The organism is Kribbella sp. NPDC055110 (genome assembly GCF_053607525.1).
Map to the genome: position 1 here is coordinate 83046 of NZ_JBSGTS010000005.1, position 25433 is coordinate 108478.

Annotated in this window: 18 protein-coding genes; 6 read left to right on the forward strand and 12 right to left on the reverse strand. The window is 70.4% G+C overall.

The genetic code is table 11. From position 1 onward, the window contains the following. Positions 1-59: 59 nt before the first annotated feature. The 6 genes from ACWF0M_RS10210 to ACWF0M_RS10235 all read right to left on the reverse strand — a co-directional run bounded on the left by ACWF0M_RS10210 (position 60) and on the right by ACWF0M_RS10235 (position 5316). Complete coding sequence (locus tag ACWF0M_RS10210) at positions 60-980, reverse strand: type II secretion system F family protein (RefSeq protein ID WP_452235294.1); 921 nt, start codon at positions 978-980, stop codon at positions 60-62. Next, the gene (locus ACWF0M_RS10215) at positions 977-1882 is read right to left on the reverse strand and encodes a type II secretion system F family protein (RefSeq protein WP_452235295.1); all 906 of its coding nucleotides are present in this window, start codon (positions 1880-1882) and stop codon (positions 977-979) included. Before ACWF0M_RS10215 ends, ACWF0M_RS10210 begins: the two co-directional genes overlap by 4 nt. Before the next feature lie 4 nt (positions 1883-1886). Next, the gene (locus ACWF0M_RS10220) at positions 1887-3197 is read right to left on the reverse strand and encodes a CpaF family protein (protein ID WP_452235296.1); all 1311 of its coding nucleotides are present in this window, start codon (positions 3195-3197) and stop codon (positions 1887-1889) included. 67 nt (positions 3198-3264) lie between these two features. Then, entirely contained in the window at positions 3265-4068 is an 804-nt protein-coding gene (locus ACWF0M_RS10225) for a hypothetical protein (RefSeq protein ID WP_452235297.1), read from the reverse strand. Next, complete coding sequence (locus ACWF0M_RS10230; RefSeq protein WP_452235298.1) at positions 4068-4802, reverse strand: hypothetical protein; 735 nt, start codon at positions 4800-4802, stop codon at positions 4068-4070. Before ACWF0M_RS10230 ends, ACWF0M_RS10225 begins: the two co-directional genes overlap by 1 nt. Positions 4803-4854: 52 nt before the next feature. Continuing rightward, positions 4855-5316, reverse strand: a complete 462-nt coding sequence (locus tag ACWF0M_RS10235) for a hypothetical protein (protein ID WP_452235299.1) — start codon at positions 5314-5316, stop codon at positions 4855-4857. A gap of 146 nt (positions 5317-5462) precedes the next feature. Between ACWF0M_RS10235 and ACWF0M_RS10240 the strand changes: the two genes are divergently transcribed. The 5 genes from ACWF0M_RS10240 (at position 5463) to ACWF0M_RS10260 (ending at position 20748) form a co-directional block, all read left to right on the forward strand. Beyond that, positions 5463-12533, forward strand: coding sequence for a hypothetical protein (locus ACWF0M_RS10240; RefSeq protein WP_452235300.1), 7071 nt, complete (start codon positions 5463-5465; stop codon positions 12531-12533). 44 nt (positions 12534-12577) lie between these two features. After that, the gene (locus ACWF0M_RS10245) at positions 12578-13117 is read left to right on the forward strand and encodes a hypothetical protein (protein ID WP_452235301.1); all 540 of its coding nucleotides are present in this window, start codon (positions 12578-12580) and stop codon (positions 13115-13117) included. 3 nt (positions 13118-13120) lie between these two features. Continuing rightward, positions 13121-13696 carry a hypothetical protein gene (locus ACWF0M_RS10250; RefSeq protein ID WP_452235302.1) on the forward strand — a complete coding sequence of 192 codons (576 nt, stop codon included), beginning with the start codon at positions 13121-13123 and terminating at the stop codon, positions 13694-13696. Between the two features lie 111 nt (positions 13697-13807). After that, a complete protein-coding gene (locus ACWF0M_RS10255) occupies positions 13808-20239 on the forward strand; it encodes a hypothetical protein (protein WP_452235303.1) in 6432 nt (2143 codons plus the stop codon). Next, positions 20236-20748 (forward strand): hypothetical protein, encoded by a 513-nt coding sequence (locus tag ACWF0M_RS10260; protein WP_452235304.1) that lies wholly within the window; start codon positions 20236-20238, stop codon positions 20746-20748. The genes ACWF0M_RS10255 and ACWF0M_RS10260 overlap by 4 nt, the downstream gene beginning before the upstream one ends. Here ACWF0M_RS10260 and ACWF0M_RS10265 read toward each other — a convergent pair. Together ACWF0M_RS10265 and ACWF0M_RS10270 are read right to left on the reverse strand one after the other, a co-directional pair. After that, the gene (locus ACWF0M_RS10265) at positions 20736-21353 is read right to left on the reverse strand and encodes an acVLRF1 family peptidyl-tRNA hydrolase (protein WP_452235305.1); all 618 of its coding nucleotides are present in this window, start codon (positions 21351-21353) and stop codon (positions 20736-20738) included. The two genes, ACWF0M_RS10260 and ACWF0M_RS10265, sit on opposite strands and share 13 nt — an antisense overlap. After that, on the reverse strand, positions 21350-21958 hold the full coding sequence (locus tag ACWF0M_RS10270) for a TetR/AcrR family transcriptional regulator (protein WP_452235306.1): 609 nt from the start codon (positions 21956-21958) through the stop codon (positions 21350-21352). The genes ACWF0M_RS10265 and ACWF0M_RS10270 overlap by 4 nt, the downstream gene beginning before the upstream one ends. 64 nt (positions 21959-22022) lie before the next feature. On the opposite strand from ACWF0M_RS10270, the gene ACWF0M_RS10275 reads away from it, so the two are divergent. After that, on the forward strand, positions 22023-22499 hold the full coding sequence (locus tag ACWF0M_RS10275; protein ID WP_452235307.1) for a quercetin 2,3-dioxygenase: 477 nt from the start codon (positions 22023-22025) through the stop codon (positions 22497-22499). Positions 22500-22582: 83 nt separating this feature from the next. Here ACWF0M_RS10275 and ACWF0M_RS10280 read toward each other — a convergent pair whose 3' ends face one another. From ACWF0M_RS10280 to sufC, 4 genes are read right to left on the reverse strand one after another with little or no spacing between them, the layout of a single operon-like run. Next, a complete protein-coding gene (locus ACWF0M_RS10280; RefSeq protein ID WP_452235308.1) occupies positions 22583-22963 on the reverse strand; it encodes a metal-sulfur cluster assembly factor in 381 nt (126 codons plus the stop codon). Next, complete coding sequence (sufU, locus tag ACWF0M_RS10285) at positions 22956-23414, reverse strand: Fe-S cluster assembly sulfur transfer protein SufU (protein WP_452235309.1); 459 nt, start codon at positions 23412-23414, stop codon at positions 22956-22958. Before sufU ends, ACWF0M_RS10280 begins: the two co-directional genes overlap by 8 nt. 1 nt (position 23415) lies before the next feature. Beyond that, entirely contained in the window at positions 23416-24672 is a 1257-nt protein-coding gene (locus ACWF0M_RS10290; protein ID WP_452235310.1) for a cysteine desulfurase, read from the reverse strand. Then, entirely contained in the window at positions 24669-25430 is a 762-nt protein-coding gene (gene sufC, locus ACWF0M_RS10295; RefSeq protein ID WP_452235311.1) for a Fe-S cluster assembly ATPase SufC, read from the reverse strand. Before sufC ends, ACWF0M_RS10290 begins: the two co-directional genes overlap by 4 nt. Between the last annotated feature and the right edge of the window lie 3 nt (positions 25431-25433).

A 25433-nucleotide genomic window follows, 5' to 3' on the forward strand; every position in this document is an offset into this window, starting at 1 on the left:
ATGCCGTGTTCGACGGACCATTCCGCCCAAAGGATCCCTTGCCCTCGTCACTGTTCGGATCAACTTCCGAGGATCGCCACGCCGGCCGGGAAGGCCAGGAACAGGAAGAACGCCGAGATCATCACGAGCTGCGCGACCAGCATCGACTGGGACCGCTCGCCCGCCTTGCCTTCCACGTCGGCCAGTTCCTTGCGCCGCAGCGACGCGGCGCGGGCGAGCAGCGACGAACGGATCTTCGCGCCCTCGTCACCGGCCAGCGCGAGCGCCGACGCCAGATCCCGCAGTTCCTCGACGCCCAGGTCCTCGCCGAGCCGGGCCATCGCGTCCCACGGCGTGATGCCGATCAGTCGCGCGTTCGCGAGCGCCTGCCGGATCCGGGCCATCGCCCAGTGCTCGCCGATCGTGGACGCCGTCATCAGCGCCTCGGGCAGACCGCGGCCGCCCGCGAGGTTCATCGCGACCAGGTCCAGGAAGCTGCCGACCACGTGCCGGAAGTCGCGCCGCCGCGCCTCCGCCTGCTGCCGCAAGGCCAGGTCGGGCAGGAAGAACGCCAGCGCCATGAACGCGAGCGTGACGATCGCCGGGGCGACGCCGGGTGCGCTGATCCCGATCGCGGCGGCCAGGAACAGCACGACCGGGACGAAGATCATCGCGCCGAGCGCGAAGAAGACCTTGGTCGCGAGCATCGCGGCGAACGGCTGGTTCATCACCGCGAGGTCGCGGCGCAGCTTGCCGAACGCCCAGCCGCGCGCGTTCGCCTCCGCCTCGAGCCGCCGGCCCAGCGTCTCCCGCGCCCGGTCCACGCCGCCGAGCACTCGCTCGCCGGCGGCGCTGGTGGTGGCACCGCTGGTGTAACCGCCGCGGCCGGCGTCGATCCGCGCGATCGTGGACAGCACGTTGGCCCGCGGCTTGATGAACATCCGGACCAGCACGTACACGCCGAGTCCGGCGATACCGCCGGTAATGAAGGCCCAGGTCATCCGCTCACCGTTTCCATCCGGTCGTCGCCCGATCGGTGCGGCCGCTGGTCGCCGGTCATACCGATCAGGAACCGATCCGGCACCTCGATCTTCGCGAGTCGCCGCAGCCACAGCAGTCCGACTGCGTAGAGCCCGATCACCACGGCCAGCACGACCTGCCCCACGAAGCTCGTGTACGGCGCCATGTACGCCGAGTTGAACAGCACCAGACCGGCCGCCATGAGCAGCGTGATTGCGACCACGACCTGCACACTGCGCCGCGTCGAACGACGTTCCGCCGCGACCTTCCGGCGTACGTCGAGTTCCTCGCGGGCCGAATCGGCGAGCGCGCTCAGCACCTCGCGCAGACCCGGACCGCGCAGCCTGGCGTTCAGCACCAGGGCTGCGACGATCAGGTCCGCGGACGGGTCGTCCAGGTCGTCGGCGAACCGCATCAGGGCCGACGGCAACGGTTCGCGGATCCGCAGCCGGTCGACCAGCAGGTTCAGGCTGGGCTTGATGGCGGGCGCCGCGTTCACCGCGGTGGCCGGGATCGCCTGTTCCAGGCCGACCGCGCCGGCGATCGTGTCGCGCAGTGCCTCGGTCCAGGTGGCCAGCGCGTCGAGTCGGTCGATCGCGCGGCGTTCCTCACCGGTGCCGCCGAAGAAGCGGTCCGCCATCGCCGCGAGCAGGGCGAGGGCGACCGCGAGCACCAGCCAGCGGGTCACCACCAGCACGAGCAGGCCGACCGCGAAGCCCACGCCCAGCCGGACCATGTTCTTGCGAGTCTCGACGCTGCGGTTGCGGAAGAGCGACGGTGTCTCGTCCTTCGGCTCGGTGCCGCGGATCGCAACGATCAGCAGCATCACCGCTCCGCCCACCAACGCGCCGCAGAGCAGCGCTCCCAGAGTCCTGTCGTTCATCGCGTCACGCCCACGTTCCGTGCACGAGCGGCTGGTACCCGAAGTGCTCGAGCTCGTCCATGCACGCGATCGGCGCGTGCGCCGCAGCGTGGCCGTCCGGTCCCGGTGCGAACACCTCGCCGGACAGCACCCGGCCGTCCCATCCGGTGACCTCCCGGATGCTCTCGACGTACCGGCTGAGACCGCCGCCGCGCGAGTAGTCGTTGTGCTTGCGGACGAACACCACGAAGTCGAGCGCGCCGGCGATCAGCATCTGGGTGGCGTCCATCGGCAACCGCTCGCGGGCCTGGATCGCGTAGGTGCTGATCCGGTTGAACACCTCCATCGAGCTGTTCGAGTGGATCGTCGACAGCGAGCCGTCGTTACCCTGGCTCATCGCATTCAGCATCGTGACAATCTCGTCGCCGAGCACCTCACCGACGATCACCCGGCTCGGGTTCATGCGCAGCGAACGCCGGACCAGGTCGGCCATGCTGACCTCGCCGACGCCTTCGGAGTTCGGCAGCCGTTCCTCGAACGCCACCACGTTCGGGTGCAGGTCCTTGAACTCGCCGAGGCCGAGCTCCAGCGAGCGCTCGACGGTGATCAGCCGCTCGTGCGGCTGGATCTCGTTGGCCAGTGCCCGCAGTAGCGTCGTCTTCCCGGAGTTCGTGGCGCCGGCGATCATGATGTTCTTCCGCGCCGCGACCGCGGCCCGCAGGAACGAGCCGACGTCGTCGGTGATGGTTCCGTTGGCGACCAGGTCCTTGAGGAACACCTTGCCGAGCCGGGCGCGCCGGATCGACACCGCGGGACGCGACGTCACGCCCATCACGGCCGACAGCCGGGAGCCGTCGGGCAGCCGCAGGTCCAGCTGCGGGTTCGCCGAGTCGAACGGGCGGCTGGTCAGGCCGGCGTGCGCCGCCAGCACCTGGATCAGCTCGATCAGTTCCTCATCGCTCTCCGCGACCGGACCAGGGGTTTCCTCGCGACCGTCGCCGTACTGCACGAAGACCTGGTCGCAGCCGTTGATGTCGATGTTCTCGACCTCGGGGTCGTCGATCAGCGGCTGCAGCCGGCCGACACCGAACAGCGCGGAGTGGATCGCTCCGGCGATCTGCGCGTCGTCGTCCGGCGTCGGCGGCGTCCGGCCCTCGGCCAGCTCGTACCGCGCGTGGTCCTCGAGGACCTGCACGATCAGCGACCGTGCGTACTCGCGCTCGTCCTCCGCGCTCATCGGAGGTACGCCGTTCACCTGGTCGCGGCGCCGCTGCTCGTTCAGCCGCTCGGCGACCTGCACCCGGAGCTTCCGAACGAGCTCCTGGTCAGCGCTCATCGACGTCCTCCGGACGACGATGAGCGCTGAAGGGCGCTGTACTCAATGGTGACCTCGCTTCGCTCGCTCACGGCCGGTAATCACCCGGTGGGAAGGCCGCGTTGGCCATGTCGAAGTCCTGCGGCGGCGGGGCGGCCACCAAGGCTGCCATCTCCGCGGTGATGACGCTCGCGGACCGGATCAGCTGGGTCTTGTCGAGCCGGCCGTGGCCGCGCCCGTCGAAGAACGCCGCACCGGCCGGGTCGTACGCCAGGTGCCAGCGGTGCCGCACCGGCAACGACATCGCGTCCAGGACGGACCACACCTGCTTCACGCCGTCCCGCTGCTTCGGGTCGGCCACGACGACCACACCGAGCTGTGCGTCGACATGGTGCACCAGTGTCGACAGCCGCTCCCGAAGGTGCGCCACCGACGAGCCTGTCGCCGTACACACCAGTACGACGAGGCGCGCGGACTGGATGACCGGCAGCTGCGGCGACGACGCGCCGATCCGCCCGCAGTCGGCCAGTACGTCGCCGTGCTGCATCTGGTTGAACGTGATGCCGAGCGGGTGCCACAGACCGCCCATGCCGCCGACCTGCTCCGGCGAGCGAACACCGAGCAGTACGTCGAGACCGCCGTCGAGCTGCTGGCTGTGCGCGAGGATGACCTCGTCACCCAGACCCTTCCGGCTCGCAGCCGCGAGGCTGACCAGGCCGCGATCGGAGTTGAGGCCGGCACCGCCCGGTCCGGTCATCCGGATCGCGACGTCACTGCCGGCCGGGTCGCACTCGGCGAGCAGCACCTGCCGCGGCCAGAGTGCACCGAAGACCAGACTTGCCGTGGTCACCCCGGGCGAGCCCTTCGCGCTCGCCAGCGCCACCAGTGCCATCAGTTGGCCCCGTTGCGCGACACGTCCGGCTTGGTGCCCGGCGCCAGCTTCACCAGCACGAGGGTCTTCGCCGCGGCCGCTGCCGCAACCGTGGTGATGTCTTCGGCGGGGATCAGGACCGTCACGTTGAGCGTGCTGTTCGAACTCGTCTTGCTGTCGGTGATCGCACCGTCGGCGGACGTCACCTCGGCGGCGCTGACCAACGGCACCGCGGCACCCTCCGCGTTGGCGGACGGCACGCGGATGACCTTGACGACGTCGCCGACCTCGAGGCCGTCCGACGGCGCGCGCCCGGCCTCCAGGCTGACACCGACCAGAGCTCCCCCGGCCGGGATCGGCTGCTCGCCCTCCGCGGTCAGGTTCTCCGGCGTGACGAACTGGTCCTTGTACATCCAGGTCTTCGTGTAGCGGCCGAGGTACTTGTTCGCCTCCGACCACGGAATGAGGCCACCGGTCGCACCGGCCAGGTCGCCCCGGGAGAGGTCCTTCGCTTCGAGCTTGCTGCCCGGCGGCAGCTGATCGACCGAGATCGCGACGAAGTCGGAGCGGTTGCCGCTGTTCAGCGCGATCAGCGCCGAGCCGGCGGCACCGAGCAGGATCAGGATGACCGCGAGTGCGGCCAGGGCAGGACGGCGTTCCCGGCCGCTCGGGAGGCGGGTCGATCCGCCACCCGTCGATCGGCCCGCTGCCCGGGCGCCTTGGGAAGAGTTACGCGTGGAGGACGAGAGACTCACCCGCATACCGTAATGGCAGGGAGGTGCCATCCGTGCCAGATGGCCACTGCCGTTACCGCGCCGCGACCCGCTCCAGCTCGGCGCGCTTGAGCAGTTGGTTGAACGTGCCCGGCCCGCCGTACAACTGGTCTAGATAGGCATACATCGCGCGCAGGCACAGGCCGACCTCTCGCTGCCAGCCGGGCTGACCCTCCAGCCAGAGCACGAGGTCCCGTCCTTCGACCAGCGTGACAGCGGCGTTCACCGGCTGCACCAGCCGGTCCGTGTCGGGGTCCGGTTCGATCTCCGGGCCGCGTACCTCCTGCACAGCGGCGGCCAGGACCGCCTGCTCCGCGCCGGTGTAGAAGTAGTCGAACCCGTCCTTGCCGTGCAGCCGGTCGAGGTACTCGCAGAGCGCGAGGAACAGTTCGATGCCGTCGTACTCCCGGCCGTCGCCGGCGTGGTGCCGCAACTGGGCGACCATGCTGCGCGCCTCGGGGATGTTCCACTCGGAGTCACCGAACTTCTCCCACATGGGTCTTGATCCTAGGTGCGGCACTCGGCGTAAATCGTTAACGGTTCGGGTGAATTGAGTTGCTGGCAAGTAACCGATTGTTTGCTAAATTCCGGACCAGAGGGTCCGGGTGACAACTGGTGATCACCCGGGCACTTACGGGAGGGGTGATCCGGCTGACTACATCGACGTTGTCTGCCGCAGACCCGGCGACTCGCGCTCGCTGGGCCGTCGGAAACGCGCTCGGGATCCTGCACCCCTCGGCGGTGCCGCTGCGGGACGGCCGGGTCCGGCTGACCACCCGCGACGACGTGGTCGCCGCGCGCGTGATGCGCGCGATCGAGGAGCTGCTCGTACGCCGGGCCGCGGACCGCGTCAGCGACGACCGTCTGCTGGCGGAGGCAGTCGGCGTGATCGGCACCGAGGTGGCCCGTGCCCGCGGCGAGTTGCCCGCGCGCGGTGCGATCGACGCCCTCGACCGGTACCTCCGGGTGCCGGGGCTGGTTCAATCCCGGCGTACCGAGGCCGACGCGATGCTCCGCGTCGCCCTCAGCGGCGCGGCGCCGGACGACTCCGAGGCAGCCGCCCGCCTCAGGCGACTGACAGCGCCGCAGAGCACCATCGCGACGTCGGCGATCGTGTCCGCCTCGGCCGCGATCAACCGCGACGCGGAACTTCTGGGCGTGGGTACGCCGCCTGCGCCGCAGCGCACCGGACGTCACCGCGTACAGGTCGGCAGCAGGCACCGGCGTGCGGAAGGACGCCGCGTCTGGACCTCGCAGATCCGCGGCACCGGGCTGATGGTCGGCGCGCGTCCGACCTCGCAGGGGCGGCTGACCGACGTGCACGCGCTGAACGTGCTCACTGGGATGGATCGGCAAGCTCTGGCGACCGCGGTGACCGATCGGCCGGTCGTGGATCCCCAGTCCGGCCAGGCCGTCCTGCAGCCGATCGGGTCCGAGGCGCAGCATCGCGTCCGGGTCGAGATCGGCGACACCACCTTGGGCGCGCTGGGCCAGGGCATCATCCGCGCCGGTACGGAGGACGACCCGCACGTACTGCGGCTCCCGGCCGGACTCAGCGACGAACAGGTCCGCTACGTCTGGACGCACCAGCTGACCCTGATGACGCAGGAGATCGCCGCCGCGGAGGCCGGCCGGCCCCGCGGCGTCCTCGGCAAGTTGCGATCCGTCTTCAGCCACGAGCGCCGCGACCGCCGCCTGCACGCGGACCACGCCGCGTTCCAGGGCCTGCTGACGGACTGGCACGAGGCGCGCGCCGAGACGCTCGCGCACGGGCATCCGAGCGGACCGCGCAGCCTCGCCGAGCTCGAGCGCGACCTGGAAGGTCTGGCCCGGACGATCAAGCGGCACGGCGGTTCCGAGCCCGCGCTCCCCTGGACCGCCGGAGCAGTCGCAACCCCCGAGGGAATCGCCGCGGGCCGCGCCGCCGCGCGCGCCGAGACCGCGGCGAAGCCCGCCCGGAACACGCCCGCGCACCTGCGCGGCGAGGTCGTCACCCAGATCGAGAAGCTCCGGGCCACGGTCACGGACCTCGACAAGTTGGCGGCGAACAAGCGAGAAAGCTCCCAGAAAGCGACCGACGAGGCCACGAAGGCCGACGACGACGCCGGTGCCGAGGACCGGCAACGCGACCGCGGCGCTCCCGAGCGGGCACGCAAGCTGCGCGTCGTGGCCAAGACCTCGCGGAACAAGGCCGGCCGGCACACCGAGATCGCCGGTGCCTACGAGCAGGCCGCCGCCGACGCGCGGATCGCCCTCGCCGGGTACCAGACGCTCCTCACCGAGATCGACGCGAACGGCTCGCAGAGCCGGATCGCCGATCTCGCGGCGGCCGCCAAGCACGAGGTGGCGGTGTACGAACGCAGCCTCGGCCGGGCATTGCCGGCCAAGGACCTACTGATGACCGGAGTGCCGGACGGCGACCAGCTCAACCTGCCGGTCGCCGACATCAACCGGGTCCTGGCCGCGAACAAGTACAGCGAGCAACTGTCGAGCCGCAGCCCGCTCCCGGTGCCCGCCGCGGAGTACCGGCGGCTGCTGTCCCGCGACGGCATGGTGTTCACCGTCGACAACGACGCCGACACGGACGTCTCCTCGATGCGCCAGGTGCGGCTGCGGCTGATCCCGGACGACGTCACCGAGCGCGACAACATCGACTACACGATGGCCGAGCAGATGTCGGGCACGCTCGGCGAGGGCGGCACGAGCGTCGGTACGACGGACACGCACTCGACGAACGGCAACGTCGGTGTGAACATCGGGCGGATCCTGGCGCTCGCCGCACCCGGTACGCCGGTCCACGCGGCGGCGCAGGTGATCTCGCCGCGGGTCGAGGTGTCCCGCGGCCGCTCGCTCGCCGAGAGCAGCGGCGCCACGGCACACCACCAGGCCGGCTGGGTCGACGACAACCGCGGCGAGTCGATCCTCTACGAGTGGTCCGGCAAGTGGCAGATCGAGGTCCGCAGCTCCCCCACCGAGCCCTGGTCGGCGGTCGAGACGGTCGACGCCGGCCGCCAGCAGACATGGGTCTCCAGCGCGTACACGGTGAAGCCGCCGACGGAGACCGTCTCGCTGGCCGACATCGGCCACGGGCAAGAGGTCACCGGCGAGTTCCCGCGGCACGCGGTCACCAGCATCACCGGACTGCACGATGTCACGGATCGGCTCGTCCGGAAGGCCCAGCAGAAGTACGACGACCTGGACCGGGTCGCGTACAACCACATCGCCGGCCTGATGGTCAACGACTCGCACCGGCAGCTGCGCGAGATGTGTCAGCCGGGCGGTGTCACCCGGCGGATCCCCACCGGCGGCGAGTCGGAGTACGAGCTCACCTGGGAGGTCGAGCCGATCTGGGCGAACGCCGAACTCGTCGGTGAGTCCAGCTCGGAGATGTGGCAGGAAGAGGTCCTCGTCGACTTCGCCGGCCTCAACGCGAGCCAGACCTACACGGCGTCGGTCACCGGCACCGGGTCGGTCTCGTTCCCGGGCAAGCCCTCCGTCGTGAGCCCGGCGCCCACGGCGGCCTCGTACGACAACGTCCTCGGCTCCGTGAACCTGTCGCCGAACGCGTCGGCCGGACGCAACGTGTCCCGGTCGGGCGGCCAGAGCCTCAGCATGACCACGATCACCCCGGCCGTGCACCGCAACCAGGGCCCGACGCAGGGCGTGCTGGTCGGTCTCAGGGTGCGCGCCACACTGCGCAAGGTCGGCGATTCCACGACCCCGCCGATCGTCGAGACCGGCGAGTGCCGGGCGCTGCTGCGGGTCGCGGAGAACGACCTGCTGCGCGCGGGCGGCCGCGCCGACAAGAACGCCGTACTGCGGGAAGACGACGGCACCGTCAAGGTGGACCAGGACGGCCACGTGCTGCTGCAGGGCGACGCCGAGCCGTCGACCGGGCAGCCGAAACCGCCGCCGTGGATGGGCCGTGGCGAGAACCAGCTGCGCGGCGTCGGCAAGGGCCTGACGCAGAACCTCAAGGGCGCCGAGCAGGCGCAGCACCAGGCGCTGACGGAGCTGGCCAGGATGGGCCTGGTTCCGCAGGCCGGCAAGCCGGCGACCGCGCAGCAGATCGCCAACTACGAGCGGGTCGTCCAGCACATCAGCGCGCCGCGTCTCGAGGCGGGCATCAACCAGGCCTGTCAGGGCGGCCTGATCGTGATGCTCGAGGACCACGGCTTCGCCGGTACGCCGCGCTGGCGGCCGTTCCGGCTGTCGGTCACGCAGGACTACGACGAGGCGACCAAGGACTTCAAGGTCAGCGGCGCCGGGAGCAGCACGAACGAGAACGTCGTACTGCTCGGCATCAGCTCGACGGCGACCGGCCGTACGTCGAGCCGCTCGCGGGGCGTACCGCTCTCCGCCGGGGTCGGCGGCTCCAACCCGCCGCCGGAAGGCGTCCGCGGCTGGATGGGCAAGATCGGCGTCAAGCTCAGCCGGAACGCGCTCGGCCGCACCTTCAGCTGGACCGCGGGGCGGCGGGTCAACCGCGTCACCTTGAGCGAGAGCACCGAACCGCTCGACCGGCTCAAGCAGGACATCCAGATCACGTTCGCCGAGATGACCGATCACGGCGACGGCGAGCCGATCGCCGACGTCCGCGGCAGCATGGAGGTCGCGTACGACAGCTCGATGATCCGTGCCGACGCCCCGGTGTACGAGAAGAACCCGAAGCCGCCGCACCACCAGGCCGTCGAGCAGGCGTTCCCGGTCGCGGTGGATGCCGGAAACGCGGCCGACGAGCTGTGCAAGGCGATCCCCGCGATCCGGTCCGACTCCACCGCGCTGCCCGCGCTGCACGAGGCCCTGTCGCCGGTCAGCCTGGTCGCGAACCGCGACTGGCTGAACGGCGAGTACCGGCTGCCGTTCACCGTGGTCCGTGCCCCGGGCAGCCCGGCGCAGGCGCTCGCGGACGGGACGTTGCTGCCACAGGAGTACGAGATCGTCGTCCGCGGCGAGGCGGTCAGTCTCACGCACGTCGCGATGAGCCAGCAGAACTCCGTCGACATCAACTTCACGATGACCGACGTCGGCTCCACGTCCGGTACGTCGGCGTCCGGTGGCGTCAGCGGGGACGTCGGGGCCGGCCTGGTCGAGGCCGGCGGCGCCGCCCGCTCCGGGAACCTGTCGGTCGGCCGCACCGGGGGCCGGTCGCAGTCCACCACGACCAGTGAGACGTCCGGCGACGAGCGGCTGCTGGTCAACCCGGGCACGCACCACGAGTTCATCGAGCGCCACAAGCTGACCGCGGACATCATGCACAACGGTCAGGTGATCAAGTCCGTCGCGCTGCCGGACGCGCTGGCCCAGAAGTCGATGGCCGAGCGGCGAGCGCTGGAGCTGTACGCCGCGGGCAAGCTCGATCTGCCGCTCTGGGTGGTGTCCGACGCCGCCGAGCGGTACCTGAACGACAAGCTGCCGATCAGTCACCGGGTCGCGGGCGGTTTCCTGCGTCGATACCAACTGGAGAAGGCCGGCGTCACCACCGGTCCGGCCGCCGAGCACACGACCGAGAGCCTGACGGCGAAGCTGCGGGCGAACAGCCGGGGCCCGGCCGTCCAGGCCCCGACTTCCGAAGCGGAGTTCGAGGCGACCGCCAAGGCCGTCGAGGCTGCGGCCGTCCGCCGCCGCGTCATGAGCACCTCCGAGGCGTACGACGAGAGTCTCGGGGCGGCCAAACTCGAGTCGCTCACCGTGGAAGGCACCGACCAGCAGGTCGACCTGCGGACACTGGTCGAACCGCAGGTGGACGAACTCGCTCCCGGCCTGCGGAACGCCAGCCGCCTGCTCCAGGGCGTCCTCGACATCGACCTGAAGCCGGAGAGCTTCCACGGCCACCTCGAGGACATGCTCGGCGCGGACGGCTTCGAGGTTCCCATCGAGGTACCGATCCAGGGACAGGAACGGCCCGACGTCCTGTTCGTCCAGGTGCGCGCCCGGTACGAGGGCGAGCGCACCATCGAAGACGTCCCGACCACACCCGACGGCGAGCCGGACATCCCGAAGGAGGAGGCCGGCAGCGTCGACCAGAACTACGACTACAAGCAGATCGACCGCTCGACCGGGCACACCGTGATTGTCTCCGCCGGTGTCGAAGGTAAAGGCCCCACCGCTCTCGGCGAGGGCTCGGGCGGGGTCGCGACGGACCAGACCACGTCGCACACGGGCGGCAGCGGCGAGCACAACACCACCGTCGACCGGCTGGGTCATTTCGACCTGGCCAAGACGCACCAGAAGATCGTGCTCACGACCCAGGTCGTCAGGCTCCGTAACGCCGGAGCGGCCGCGATGGCCAGTGCCCGCTGGAAGCTCGGCCGGATCGACCCGGCCGACGTCACCAGCGTGTCGGCACCACGCGAGCTCCGCGCGGACCTGGTCCAGTGGATCCCCCGCGGCGACCTGACGGACGGCCCCCGGATCGAGACGCAGCCGGAGCTGGAGGAACACGCCGAGCACCGCCCGATCCGGCTCCCCGAGGGCGCCGTACCGATCCGGGCGGCACTGCACGCGAGGCGTGGCCCCCGGCGCAACGAGCTGCTCGAGAACCTGACCGCCCATCTCGAGCAGCCTGGTGTCCTCGGTCGCCGTGGTACGGCGGAGTACCGGCATCTGATCAGGTCGAACCTCAAGGCGAGCGCGCTGAAGGCGAAGGCCGGCCGGTTGCTCGCCGAAGGCATCGCGCTGCAGCCGATGGCGCGACCGGGCAACGGGCGGACGATGGTGAGCGTCGCGATCAACGCGACCGCGCTCGGCTGGGAGCTGCACGGCCCGACGCTCGAAGGCCAGGAAGGCCGCGTGTGGCGCCGGCAGGAGACGTACCGCTCCTCCAGCAGCAGCAACCGGCTGACCCCGGTCACGGCGTCCGGCGGCGTCGACGGCGGTCTCGTCTCGGTCGGCGGCTCGATCGGCGAACAGGTCAAGGAGCAGTCGTCGGACGCGAACGGCACCCGGCTCGAGACCAGCCGGTTCCTCGAGGGGCAGATGGTCACGGTCCGGATCCCGGTCGTGTACGACGCCACGGTCCGGACGACCACCGACAACGGCCGCGGCGAGCCGTTGGTGAAGAAGTCCGTGAACCTGCCGGACCTGGCCCGCGGCGAGATGTTCGTCCGGATGCTCCGGCACCAGTACCTCGAGGGACTCCGGCAGATGGAGACCGGCGCGTCCCTCGACGCCGTACTGGCGAACGCGCGGCTGCAGGCGGTGCAGGAGGAGCTGGGGCCGCCGGACATCACGGCGACCGAGTACGGGCAGGGCAAGTCGGGCGCGGTCTTCCAGCCGTACCGGCCGCTGCTGAACGCCCTCGACCGCGCGAAGGCGGAGCGCAAGCCGATCGTGCTGCTGGTTCAGGAGGCCGACGGCACCGAGCGCACGTACCAGGCCCTGCCGAACGGAACCATGCTCGGCGACCGCGACGGCGGTTTCGCGTCCGCGTTCGCGACGCTGCACCCGAACCTGGCGCTGGCGGCCGAGGGCCTCGTCGACCTGCGCGAGCTCTACAACACGTCGTCACCCGACGAGAATTTCAGCGCGAAGGTGGCCGTCGAACTCGAGAGTGCCGGCGTACCGCTCGACATGCTCAAACTGCTCGACTACACGACGGCCGCGCGGACGTTGCCGCAGGCGTCCGATCACGGAGCGCGGATGTCGGCGGGCGGCGCCGCCGGACGGACGATTGCACCAACCGGCCACGGCCCGTCGCTGTCCGGCCCGTGAGCCGATGATGGAAACTCCAGGACTTGGTGGACGAAGGGGGCTTGATGGCATTCGCGGTCGCGCGGACCTGGGACGAGGCGCAGCTGTACCTGGAGCTGCATCCGTGTCCGGACTGCGGGTCGGTCGACGCGCCCTGGGAACAGGCACTGATCCAGATCAGAGGTGAACTGGCGTCCAGCTACGCCGCGACCTGCCCGGGGTGTTCCGCCGAACGCGAGTACCTGTTCGGAGTGCCGGCGCGCGAGACACCGGTGCACGGCTGGCCGACGTTCGGCGGTCCGGAGCCGTCCGAGATCCTCGACGCGGGCCAGTGGCTGGATGTCGCCGACACCGCCGCGGCGGCTGTCCCCACGGATCCCGTCGAGGCCGGTAGGGTGCTGGCCATCGCGCAGGCCGCCGTCGTCGAGGTGATCAAGTTCGTCCCGGCCGGCGCGGACGCCGTACCGGAGGACGAGTTCTGGACACCGGAAGGGCAGGCGGTACGGGCCGCCGAGCCCGGGCGCTTCCGGCTGGACCGGCTACTGGTCACTCGTGACGCGTACGCCGAACTGGCCAACGAAATCAGCCAGACAGGAGCGAGATAACCGATGCCGATCGCAAGGACCCTGGCAGAGGCCGAGATCTACGTCGCGCTGGAGACCGCGCAGGCCGGACCGCAACCCGGGGAGGTGCTGGCGCCCGCCCCCGATTTCGAGCTCGGCGACAACCTCGTCGAGGGCCCGGACGCGTGGACCTACCGGTCGCCGATCGGCGAAATCACCATCCCGTACTCGTCCCAGCACTCGTCCACCCGGCTCGGAGCGCACTGGGGACTGGGCCGTTCGCAGCTGATCGACGCGGCGGAGTGGGCTGTGGTCGCGCACCTCTACGCCGACCGGACGATCGCTGCCGACATGGCGTACGACGGCCAACCCGGCCGGGAGCGTTATTACGTCGAGCTCGGCTGGGAGCTCGCCGCGGAGGCGATCCGGGAGGCGATGAAGTCGCTGCCGGAGGGCACCAACGGCGGCGACATGGTCCCCGATTCCGAGATCTGGACCAGTTTCGGCACCGACGCCAAGGCCCGCGACCCGTATCTGGTCAGCCGCGCCCGGCTGGAGGACGACCTCGAGTACTACACCGGAACGCTCGCGGACTTCCGCGCGCTGCACAGCGGTTCCTGATGTGAGAAACCCCACCGGCAATTGTTAACTCGTCTGGTGGGATATGTAGCGAGAAATTGAACAATTGGTTGCTAATCTCCCGGTCCGGTGATCGGAACGGGGAGATCGGCGTTGACTGCTGCCAGCACGGAGGACAGCCCGCAGGCTCGCGCGCGCGAGGCGCTCGGGCTAGCGGTCGGCGTGGTGGCGCCTGAGGCGCTCGCGCTCCGCGACGGCACGGTGCGGTTGCGGCACTCTCGTGAACGACTGGCCCGCAAGGCCCTTCGCCGCCTTGAGCGCCGGCTTGCGCGGCGAGCTGCCGCGGTCGGGGACGACCGCCTGGTCGCCGAGGCGGTGGCGTTCGTCGGTGCCGAGCTCGATCTGGTGCGCGGCGGACGAAGGGCAGACGGTGCGACCGCAGGGCTCGACGCGCTGCTCGACCTCCCCGAGCTGCCCGCGGCGCAGCAGACCGAGGCGCAGGCTCTGCTGCGGGACCTGCTGGACGGCAACCGGCTCGAAACCGAGGCCGACCTTTGGCGGCTGACCAGCGCACGGGCCCGGCACGAGGGCTCGAACCGGCCCTTCGCGGCGGACCTGGTCGCCGACGCGCGCGCCCTCGCCCGCGACGCGGAACGCCTGACCCAGACCCAGACCCAGACCCAGCCGACCACGCCAACGACGCTGCGGGCGCCGGGCCGACCGCGGCGTCCGGTCGGAGGACGGCACCAGTCGAGCAGCGGTAGTGGGCGCGCCCCGGCGGGTGGATTCTCCGGCTCGATCCGCCGGCTCGTGAGCCGCATCAGGGCGGTCGCCGGGACGCACCGCGCGATGCGGGATCGTCGAGCGGAAGCGCAGTACGAGGAATTCCGCCGGCTCAGCGTGGAGTGGCGAGACACCCGTGCCGGTTCAGGCCTCCGCGCACTCGCCGACGTCGAGACCGACCTGACGCACCTGTCCGGGACCATCCGCCAAGGCGGGCACCCCGCTCCCCGCGTGCCGTGGTCCGGTCTGCGAGTCGTCGTACCTGATGCGCAGCAACGGCCGGCAACGACCGCGGAGGAACGATTCCAAGCGCGGGTACGTCGACAGATCGCGGATCTCGAATCCGCTGCAGCGGATCACGCGCATCGCGCCGACGTACGGACCGCGAGCGCGGCAGCGGCCCGTGACCAGGCAGCCGAACTGTTCGCTGCGGCCGACGTCGAAGCGGGGGCGAAGGACGGATCCGCGAACGAGCGTGCTCGCCGGCTCCGCGTCCGGGGCGAGGCGCGGCTCCGGGTCGCCGATCGCCATACCCAGATCGCGAGCTCCTGCACAGCCGCAGCGGAGCAGGCCCGCACCGCGGCCGAGGCATTCCGCGCACTGACCCCAGAAAGCTCCGAGGATGCCGTACGGGCGGTTCGGGCGTACGAGCAAGCGACCGCGGCCACTCTTCCGGCCGACGACGTCCGGCACAACGGTCTCCCGTCCGGCCGGCTCCCCCACCTGACCGCGCTGTGCAAGGAGCTCAACGAGGCACTGCCGGAGGGCTACGCCTTCACCCCGGACGTCCTGCACCGGACGCTGCGCGGCCAGAGCCGCCGGATCCTCTCCCCCGACGGCTTCGTGCTGACGATCGCCAACGACTCGCGCGCGGACGTCGAGCACCTCGTGCAGATCCACATTCAGCTCGATCCCGGCGAACTCCACGAGGTGCTGGACAGTCCGCTGACCATCGACGAGGCCCAGGTGGGGCAGGTGGTCCAGGGTGGCTTCAGCGTCGCCACCGCCGCCGCCCAGAGCCTCGGGGCGACAGCCAACGCAAGCCTACAGACCGTGACCGAGAAGTTGCCGGACTCGAGCAAACTGAAGGCGGTCGCCGCGTTCGTCGCGCCTGGCGTCGAGCTGAGCCGCGGTCGCGGCCGGACCATCAGCGGCGGAGCGACCGAGTTCGCCCAAACCGGTGCGGTCGAGGCGCTCCGCGGTGAGTTCCTGCGGTACCGGTCGGCCCGACCTCGCTGGATCTGGCGGATCCGGGAGTCGGCCACCGCGGACTGGTCGCCGCCCAACATCGTCGACGCAGGCGCGGACCACGACGCCGCCACGCTCGACCTCGGGTTCATCCACACGTACACGGTTCCGCCTCCGACCGAGACGACCGATCTGGAGACGCTCGGGCTGGCCGCGGAACGCCGTACGGCGATGCCCGAGCACATGGCCACCCGCGTCGACGGTCTCAACGACCTGTGCGACCGGACCACGGCGGAGCTGCGGCAACGACTCGGCTCACTCGATCGCGTCGGCCACGACCGGGTCCGCAGCCTGATCGCCGAGGACGGGATGATCCGGCTGGACGAGACGACCCGGCCCGGCGGTGTCTGGCGTCTCATCACCGACGGCGGCCGACCGGTCGCCTGGGCGCAACTGGAGACGACCGTCGATCTGGAGTCCGCCGAGCTGACCAGCGACAGCTCGCCGGATCACAAACTCGAACTCTGGCGCGTCGGCAACTCGGGTGCCTCCGGCAGCCAGTCGTTCAACCGGTCGCGCACGACCGGCCTCACGGCCAGTACGCCGATCTCCGACCTGGGCTCGACCACCGCAGACCTGGCTCCGGGACTGCAGGTGGGACGGAACACCAGCTACGACGACACGGCGTCGACCGCCGACCTGGGCAGCCGGTGGAGCACCCAGCGGGTGGCACCGACCGTCGGTGTGAAGGTGCGCCTGCGGCACAAGGTCACCGTCCACCGCCTCGACCGCGGCGAATCGTTCGCGACCGAAGGCACGGGCGAGGCCTGGCTGCGGATGGCGGAGCGGGACGCCTTCCGCTACGGGCTCCCGGTCCCCGCCGCAGCCCTCGTCCGGGATGCCGACGGAGCCGTACGTCGTGGCACGGACGGCCAGCTCCTCCTACGCGGAGACCCGCGCCCAACCGACACTCCCCTGCAGCTCCCGACCTGGCTGGGCAACGGACCGGGGCAACTGCGCGGTGCCGGACCGGCGATGATCCGGGAGCTCACCGGTGCCGACGAGGCACTGCGCGGCTTCCTCACGCATCTGTCGGAGGAGGGCCTGATCCCGCCGCTCGACGACCACGGCCAGCCGCTGCCCTCGGCCCTCGCCGATCAGGACCCCGCCGTCGCACTCAGCCAGGCGGAGAACTGGGAACGCGCGTGCCAGCAGATCGCCAAGCACCGGCTGGAGACCGGGTACGACCACGCCGCGCAGGACCGGCTGATGTTCCAGCTCACCGAGCACCACACCGGCCACCCACCGCGGGTCCGGTCCTTCCGGATCGCCCTCGAGCAGCATTTCGACCGCACGACGCCGATCGGTGTCGCGGACAACGACATGGTCGTCAACGTCGACATCGGCGTCAGTACGTCGGGACGCACCGGGTCCCGGGCGCAGAGTGTGCCGTGGTCGGCACGGGTGGGTCTGAGCAACGCACCGGATGCCGGGAAGCTGGGTGCCTCGGTCGGCCGGACGTCGCGGGGCCGTTCGCTGGGATGGTCGTCCACCAGAGGCGCGTACCGGATGACAGTGGCCGAATCGGGTGCGCGGGTCGCAGTGTTCGACGTACCGCACACCATCACGGTCAGCGAGGTCACCTCTGACGGTACGGCGGTACCGGTGGCCTCGTCGGAAGGCAGCGCGCGCGTCTGGCTCGACAACGACTTCTGCCGCGGACCCGAGCAGACCGCGGTCGCCGTACCGGGGCGCGTCGACACCAAGCTCCTGCAGACCGCGACGATCCACCACGTCGACGCCCGGGACCCGATCGCCCGGCTCACCGAGGCCGTACCCGCGCTCGGCCGCGAGGACAGCTCGGCCCTGCACCACCTCAGCGGATTCCTCGCGCCGCGGAACCTCATCGCCCGGCCCGAGCTGCTCACCACCGAGTACCGCACCAGCCTGGCCGTCGGTTCCGGACCGTCCGACCCGCTCGAGGCGATCCGGCAACGCGGCCTCACGCCCCGGCCGACCGCCCTGAGCATCACCCCGCGACTCGAGAACCTCAGGTACGTCGGCGCCGGGCAGCCGCTTCTCGCCGAGCTCAATGTGACGCTGGCGACCACCGGCAGTACTGCGGGCGTGTCGGCCGCCACGACCGCGGGCGGCACCGTGTCCGCGGCCGGGCAGTCGTACGGCGGCTCGATCGGGCTGACCCGCACGACCACCGACTCGTCGAGCGCGTCCGAGTCGGCCACCAGCGGCGTCGAGCGGACGCTGATGCGGGACGGGCAGCACTACCAGTTCTGGGGCGATCTCGTCCTCGAGGCCCAGCTCCGGTCCGGCGGTGCCGCACCGCGGCGGATCCCGCTCGAGACCGGCGCCGTAGTCCTCACGCTTCCCGAGCGCGAAGCGCTGCAGTCGTACGGGCGGCGCGACCTGGACCTCCCGCTGCAGCAGGTCTCCGACGCGGTCGAGCGGATGCTCAACGGCAACCTCGACCTCCCGCGCCGCACCGCGACCGCGCTGCTGCGGCGCTACCGGATCGAGAAGCGCGGCGCCACCGGCGACCTCGCGGCCGGGCACACCGACGAGGTGCTGGTCGACGCCATCCGGATGTCGGCCAGACTTCCGAAGCAGGTCGATCAGCGGCTCGACGCCGTACTGAGCCAGGCCGAGGATCTCGCTCGACAGCGGGTCGAGTCACAGCTCCCCCGCCACTACGACCGGACGATGGGCGCCGCGCAGGTCGACCAGGCCTCACTGCAGGACCAGGACGGCAACGACACCGACCCGTTCCGCGAGGTCTGCGCAGCCGTCGCGGAGCACTCGCCACAGGCGCTGGACGATCCGGTCCTGGTCAACGCGCTGCGCGGCGAGTTCGCCGGCACCCGCTGGCGGAACCAGCTGGACGACATGCTCGACCCGGGCGGCTCGGTGCGCGAGCTCCCGGTTCGCGTCGGTGCGAGCACCCGCAACCTCCGCGTTCGGGTGCGCTTGCGGTTCGTCGGTCCGCCGACCACCGAGGTGGGCGGGACGCAGGGCCACAGCGGCAACGGCTTCGGCCTCGTCCAGCTGTGGAGTCTGCGCGATCGCAGCCGCAGCCGGACCGAGGGCACGTCGTACGGCGGTGCGCTCGACGCCTCGAGCGCGGACGGGATCCCGGCCACGGCCGGAGCCGGCGCGGAACTCAGCACCTCGACCACCGCAGCGAGCACCGAGGCGGGTACTCAGATCGCCACCGGTCTGTCGATCGACACGGCCCGGGTCGAGCGGGACTACGAGCTGTTCATCGAGGTCGAGGACTCGGCGGCTCCCGGCGGGCCGTCTGCTTCCACGACTCGCCGGCAAGCCAGCGGGCGGATGAGTCTGGCCGTTCCCGAGTCGGTGCTCGACTCGGCCCCACCGCAGCACGGGCCGGAGGTCCCAGACCATCGGCCTGTCGTCCTGCCCGACCATTACCTGCCCGAAGGCACCATCCCTTACCTGCCGGGCGCAGAGGAGGACAACGCCTTGTTCGAGGCTGCCTGCGCGCGTCTCGGCGAGGTGGATCTGCTCAAGCCCGACGGCGTACGGATGCATGCCACGACGCTCGAGTCGCGGCTCGGCGGCGCGAACCGACTGGTCGCGTTCCCGGAGATGGCCGGCCCGTCGGGGTACGAGCTCGTCCCGCTCGCCGTGCCCGGGGACAGCGCGCGCGTGGTCGCGATCCGGGTGCGCGCCGAGGTCTCGGGCCTGGAACTGGTGTCGGATCCGGACGTGGAGTCGACCACCCAGCTCGGTCAGAACTCCCGTGGGCTCGCGGCCAGTCAGTTGACCGCACGCAGCAACAGGCTCCTGCCCGGGTCCCGCACGGTCGGTACCAGTACGCCGGGCGGCGAGTTGAGTGTGAGCACGACCAGCAGCCGGAGGGTCTCCGAACAGGACACCGGTACCGTCGGTGCGCGCCACGAGACCGGGATGTACGAGTCCGGGCAGGTCGTCACCGTCAAGGTGCGGGTCGACTACCACCTGGACTTCGAGCGCCTCCGGCTCGGCCGGCGCCGGCAGCCGAAGGTCGAGCGCTCCGCGACGCTGCGGCGCGCCGCGTCCGGCGAGGCCTATCTGACGATGTACCGGCACGAGTACGACGCGATGCGGGAGCGGATGGAGTCCGGTCAGACCGCCGACACCAAGAGCGCCCGGGTCCGGACCGTGCAGGTGACCGTGGACGCCGACGAGCAGCACCCGTACCAGCCCCTGGTCGATGCCCTCGACCAGGCCCGGCGCGAGGACGTCAACGTCCGGCTGGCGGTCCGGGAGGCGAACGGCCGGCGAACCGTCTACGTCGCGCATCCGGACGGCACCATGACCGGCCGCGGCGACCGTGGCTTCGCGGCGGCGTTCGCCACGCTGCACCCGCGGCTGGCCCTCCTCGCCGAGGGCCGGATCGACCTCAGGGCACTGCACACACCCGACGCTCCGGAGCGGCGGTTCACCAGCGCGGTCGTCGAGGCACTGCAACAACACGGCATCCCGGCGGCAGCACTCGCCGGAACCGACTCGCGGATGAGCCACACCCGGGCCGCGAAGGCGTCGATGCGCCGAAGCCACACCGCCAACCCCGCGAGTGGGATGACGATCGAGTGACCGACTACGACCCGCCGTACGCGATCGCCCGGACGACCACCGAGGCGATGCTCTACCTCGACCTCACCGTGTGCCATGGCTGCGGCTCGGACCAAGCGGCCTGGCAGTACGACGTCCACGACGGGGCGCTGAGGTACGTCGGTGCGTGTGCCGACTGCGGTGCGGAGCGGGAGTACCTGTTCTCACCGCCGTACGACGGACTTCTCGATGACGTTGCGACCTTCGGCGGACCGGCGCCGTCGGAGCTGGTCGACGCCGGGCAGTGGCTCGCGGTTGCCGACTGGATCGCCGGCGAGGTGGCCGCCGACGACCGGTCCGAGGCGGCCCGCACCGCGATGGCCCACGCATGCCAAGCCGTGCAGGAGGTGCTGAAGTTCGTCTCGCCGTACGGCGACGTCGTACCCGAGGAAGCGTTCTGGACCGACGCCGGGCGGGCCGAGCGGGATCGTGATCCCGGCCGGTTCCGGTTGGACCGGTTGCTGGCCGTGCGGGACAGCTACTCCGGCTGATCCACGTCGATCCGGATCGCGCGGGCGTCGGCACCGGCCTGTTCGAGAACCTTCTGCTTCGGATCTGGTACGCCGAGGAACGGCGGCCGCACGAGCGCGGGCAGATCCTTCAAACGGGGATCCTCGAGCACCGTGTCGACAGCCCGCCGGTCTCCCCCGCACACCAGTACGTCGAGCTTCGCCGGCGCCAGGATCCGTACGGCGACCTCGGTGGCCGCCGCGAACGCCTCACGCGCCTGGTTGTCCCGCCGGCGCGCGTACCGCTGCTGCGACCAGCCGCCCGCCTTCGTCGTCCCCTGCACATGCCGCGACCCGACCTTCGAGTCGAGAAGCTTGCCCCCGGCAAACACCCCCGCGCCGTACCCGCCACGTCGAACCAGCAGTACGCCGAGCCGCCGCTCGGCCAGCACATGCGCAACGAGCCCCTCGCGAGACAACTCCACGAGAGGCTCGAACGGCACGGTGACGACGGCCGACGAACCGTCCTCGGCGGACAACGTGACGCTCGTCGGCGTCACGTCGTACCTGACTTCCCCATGCCGTTCACCGAAACCGATCAGCCAGCGGTCGAGCCGTTCAGGCGCCACGGAAACGACGCGCGTCATGCGTCAGCCCCTTCGATCAGTGCGGCACGCGCGATCGCGCGTGCGGACGACAGCATCACGTCCGCGGCATCGTCACGGCTCAGTCCGGCCACGTCGACGAGCCAGACCAGCGCCTCGATCCCGACAGCGCTGCGTACGGCGATGGCGAGCCGACGGACCTCGGCCTCGGACAACCTGTCCCGGGCCGGCGCGAGCGCATCCTCGAACCAGCCGATCCCGCGCCCCTGCCGTAGCGGCAGCTGATCCGGCTGCGACGACGGATCGAGCGACAGCCGGAGCATCGTGCGCTGCTGCGGCTCGAACTTCAGCACGCTCTCGATGAACACTGCCACCACCGCGAGCAGCCGGGTCTCGGGGTCGTCGCCACTGTCGGCCGGCAGCAAGGAGGTGAGCTCGACCTCCGGGTGGGCGGCCGCGAGCAGCTCCGCCTGGCTGCGGAAGTAGCGGTACGCCGTTGTCCGCGAGATCGACGCGGCCGCGGCAGCCTCCTCGACCGTCGGCGCCGATCCGTCCCGGGTGATCAGTTCGCGAGCGGCGGCGATCAGGTCGTTACGCGTGCGCTGCTTCTGCCGGGTCCGGCCGGACTGCTCGTACGCCGTTGACATGGACTACACGGTACCCTACTTTCGTAATGGGACATGAGTCCCATAAACGGGAGGGGTGTTCGACATGACCACACTGGCTGCGACGGTCCGCAATCGCGGCGAGGGCGAACGGCGGTGGTTCAGCGGCGGCGGTCTGCAGACCTGGCTGGCGACCTCGGCGGAAACCGGCGGTGCGTTCCTGCTGATCGAGTTCGTCGGCGAGCAGGGCAAAGTGACGCCGCTGCATATCCACCCCGCGTCGGACGAGACGTTCTACCTGCTCGACGGAGAGATCCTGCTGGACCTCGACGGGAAGCAGCGTGGTCTCTCGGCCGGCGGGGTCGCGGTAGTTCCCCGCGGCATACCGCACGCCTTCAAGGTCGTCTCCCCGACGACCAGGATCCTGACGATCCAGACACCCGGCACGGACGAGGCGTTCTACCGGCTCGCCAGCGAACCCGCTCCGGAGGGCAGCCGGCCGATCCCGGTCGACTTCGACCGGATCCGGGACGCCGCCGAGCAGACCGGCGCCATCCAGATCGTCGGACCGCCACCGTTCTGAGCCGATGCAAGGGGCAGATGCGAAGAGCCCGGGCCACCTGACCCGGGCTCTCGCACTGCGGAAACACTCAGACGTTGAAACCCTCAGACGTTGAAACCGAGGGCGCGGAGCTGGTCGCGGCCGTCGTCGGTGATCTTCTCCGGGCCCCACGGCGGCATCCAGACCCAGTTGATCCGGAAGTCGTTGACGAGGCCGTCGAGCGCCATCCGGGTCTGGTCCTCGATCACGTCGGTCAGCGGGCAGGCCGCGGACGTCAGCGTCATGTCGATGATCGCCGTACTGGTGTCGTCGACGGTGATGCCGTAGATCAGGCCCAGGTCCACCACGTTGATGCCGAGTTCGGGGTCGACGACGTCCTTGAGGGCCTCGTTGACGTCCTCGACCTTGGCCGGGGTCGTGCCCACCTGCGCCGCTTCGAGGTCGACCTCGGGCAGCTCGATCTTCTCGTCGGTCTGGTCAGGCATTGCTCACTCCTTGGTTGGCTGCGAGGGCCCGCGCCGTGGCATCGCGCCACGCCGACCAGCCCAGCAGTGCACACTTCACCCGGGCCGGGAACTGCGCGACGCCCGCGAACGCGACGCCGTCCTCCAGAACCTCTTCGTCCGGTTCGACATTCCCGCGGCCCTGCATCAGCTCGAGGAACTTCTCGTACGTCGCCATACCCTCGGACACCGGCTTGCCGATCACCAGGTCCGACATCACCGACGTGGCCGCCTGGCTGATCGAGCAGCCGAGGCTTTCGTGGGTGACGTCCTTCACGGTGTCGCCGTCGAGCTCGACCCGGAGCGTGACCTCGTCCCCGCAGGACGGGTTCACGTGGTGCACCTCCACGTCGTACGGGTCCGACAGCCCCGCGTGGTGCGGGCTGCGGTAGTGGTCCAGGATGATCTCCTGGTAGAGGCTGTCGAGCTGCATATCAATCCACCTTGAAGTACTTGCGCACGAATCCCAGTCCGTCCACGAGCGCCTCGATCTCCTCGGGGGTCGTGTACAGATAGAAAGACGCTCTGGTCGACGATTGCATTCCGAACCGCTCGTGCACCGGCCGCGCGCAGTGGTGCCCGGCCCGGACCGCGATCCCCCGGGTGTCCAGCACGGTCGACACGTCGTGCGGATGTACGCCGTCCAGCGCGAAGCTGATCGCGCCGCCGTGGTCGGTGGCGTCGGTCGGCCCGAGCAGCGTCAGGCCGGGGACCGTCTTCAGCCCCTCGAGCGCGTACTCGACGATCGCGTGCTCGTGCGCGGCGATCTTGTCCATCCCGATCCCGGACAGGTAGTCGACGGCCGCACCGAGTCCGACCGCCTGCGCGATCGGCGGCGTACCGGCCTCGAACCGGGCCGGCGGAGCGGCGTACGTCGAACCGGTCATCCGGACGACCTCGATCATCTCGCCGCCACCGAGGAACGGCGGCAGCGACGCGAGCAGCTCGTACCGGCCCCAGAGCACGCCGATGCCGGTCGGGCCGACGACCTTGTGACCGGTGAACGCCAGCAGGTCGGCACCCAGCGTCGAGACGTCGACCGGGAACTGCGGGACGGCCTGCGATGCGTCGACAACAACCGTCGCGCCGACCGCGTGCGCCTTCGCGGCGATGTCGGTGATCGGGTTGATCGTGCCGAGCGCGTTCGAGACCCACGTCAGCGCGACCACCTTGGTCTGCTCGGTGAGCAACTCGTCGATGTTCGACAGGTCCAGCCGGCCGTCCTCGGTCACACCGAACCACTTCAGCGTCGCGCCGGTGCGCTCACAGGCAAGCTGCCACGGGACGATGTTGCTGTGGTGCTCCATCTCGGAGACCACGACGACATCCCCCGGTTTCAGCGAAGCGCCCAGCGTGTGCGCGGCCAGGTTGAGCGCCTCGGAGGCGTTCTTGGTGAACACGATCTCGTCCCGGGACGGCGCGCCGATGAAGGCCGCGACCTTGTCCCGGCCACCTTCGTACGCCGCCGTGGCCTCGGCACCGAGCTGGTGCATAGCGCGGGCGACGTTGGCGTTGTGGATCAGGTAGTGGTCCTCGATCGCCTGGACCACCTGGCGCGGCTTCTGCGACGAGTTGGCCGAGTCCAGGTAGACCAGCGGGAACCCACCGGCTAGCTCACGCGAGAGGATAGGGAAGTCCGCCCGGACCGACTGCAGGTCCAAGGGACTGCTGAACGTCCGGGCGTCGGTCACTTCGCGCCTGCCTTGAGGAAGCGCTCGTAACCGTTGGCCTCCAGCTCTTCGGCCAGCTCCGGGCCACCCTCCTCGGCGACGCGGCCGTCGACGAAGACGTGCACGAAGTCCGGCGTGATGTAGCGCAGGATCCGCGTGTAGTGGGTGATCAGCAGGACACCCTTGTCGCCCTGGGCGGCGAACCGGTTGACGCCCTCGGAGACGATCTTCAGCGCGTCGATGTCGAGGCCGGAGTCGGTCTCGTCGAGGATCGCGATCTTCGGGTTCAGCAGCTCCAGCTGGACGATCTCGTGGCGCTTCTTCTCACCGCCGGAGAAGCCCTCGTTGACGTTCCGGGTGCCGAAGTCGGCGTCCATGTCCAGGTCGGCGAGCGCCTTGTTGACGTCCTTGACCCAGGTGCGCAGCTTCGGCGCCTCGCCGTCGATCGCGGTCTTCGCCGTCCGCAGGAAGTTTGCCACCGACACGCCCGGCACCTCGACCGGGTACTGCATCGCCAGGAACAGGCCGGCCCGGGCGCGCTCGTCGACCTTCATGTCGAGCACGTCCTCGCCGTCCAGCGTCACCGTGCCGCTGGTGATGTTGTACTTCGGGTGCCCGGCGATCGAGTACGCCAGCGTCGACTTGCCGGAGCCGTTCGGGCCCATGATCGCGTGCGTCTGACCGCCGGCGATGGTCAGGTCGACGCCGCGCAGGATCTGCTTCGGGCCGTTCTCGGTGTCGACCGACACGTGCAGGTCGCGGATCTCGAGTGTCGCCATGGT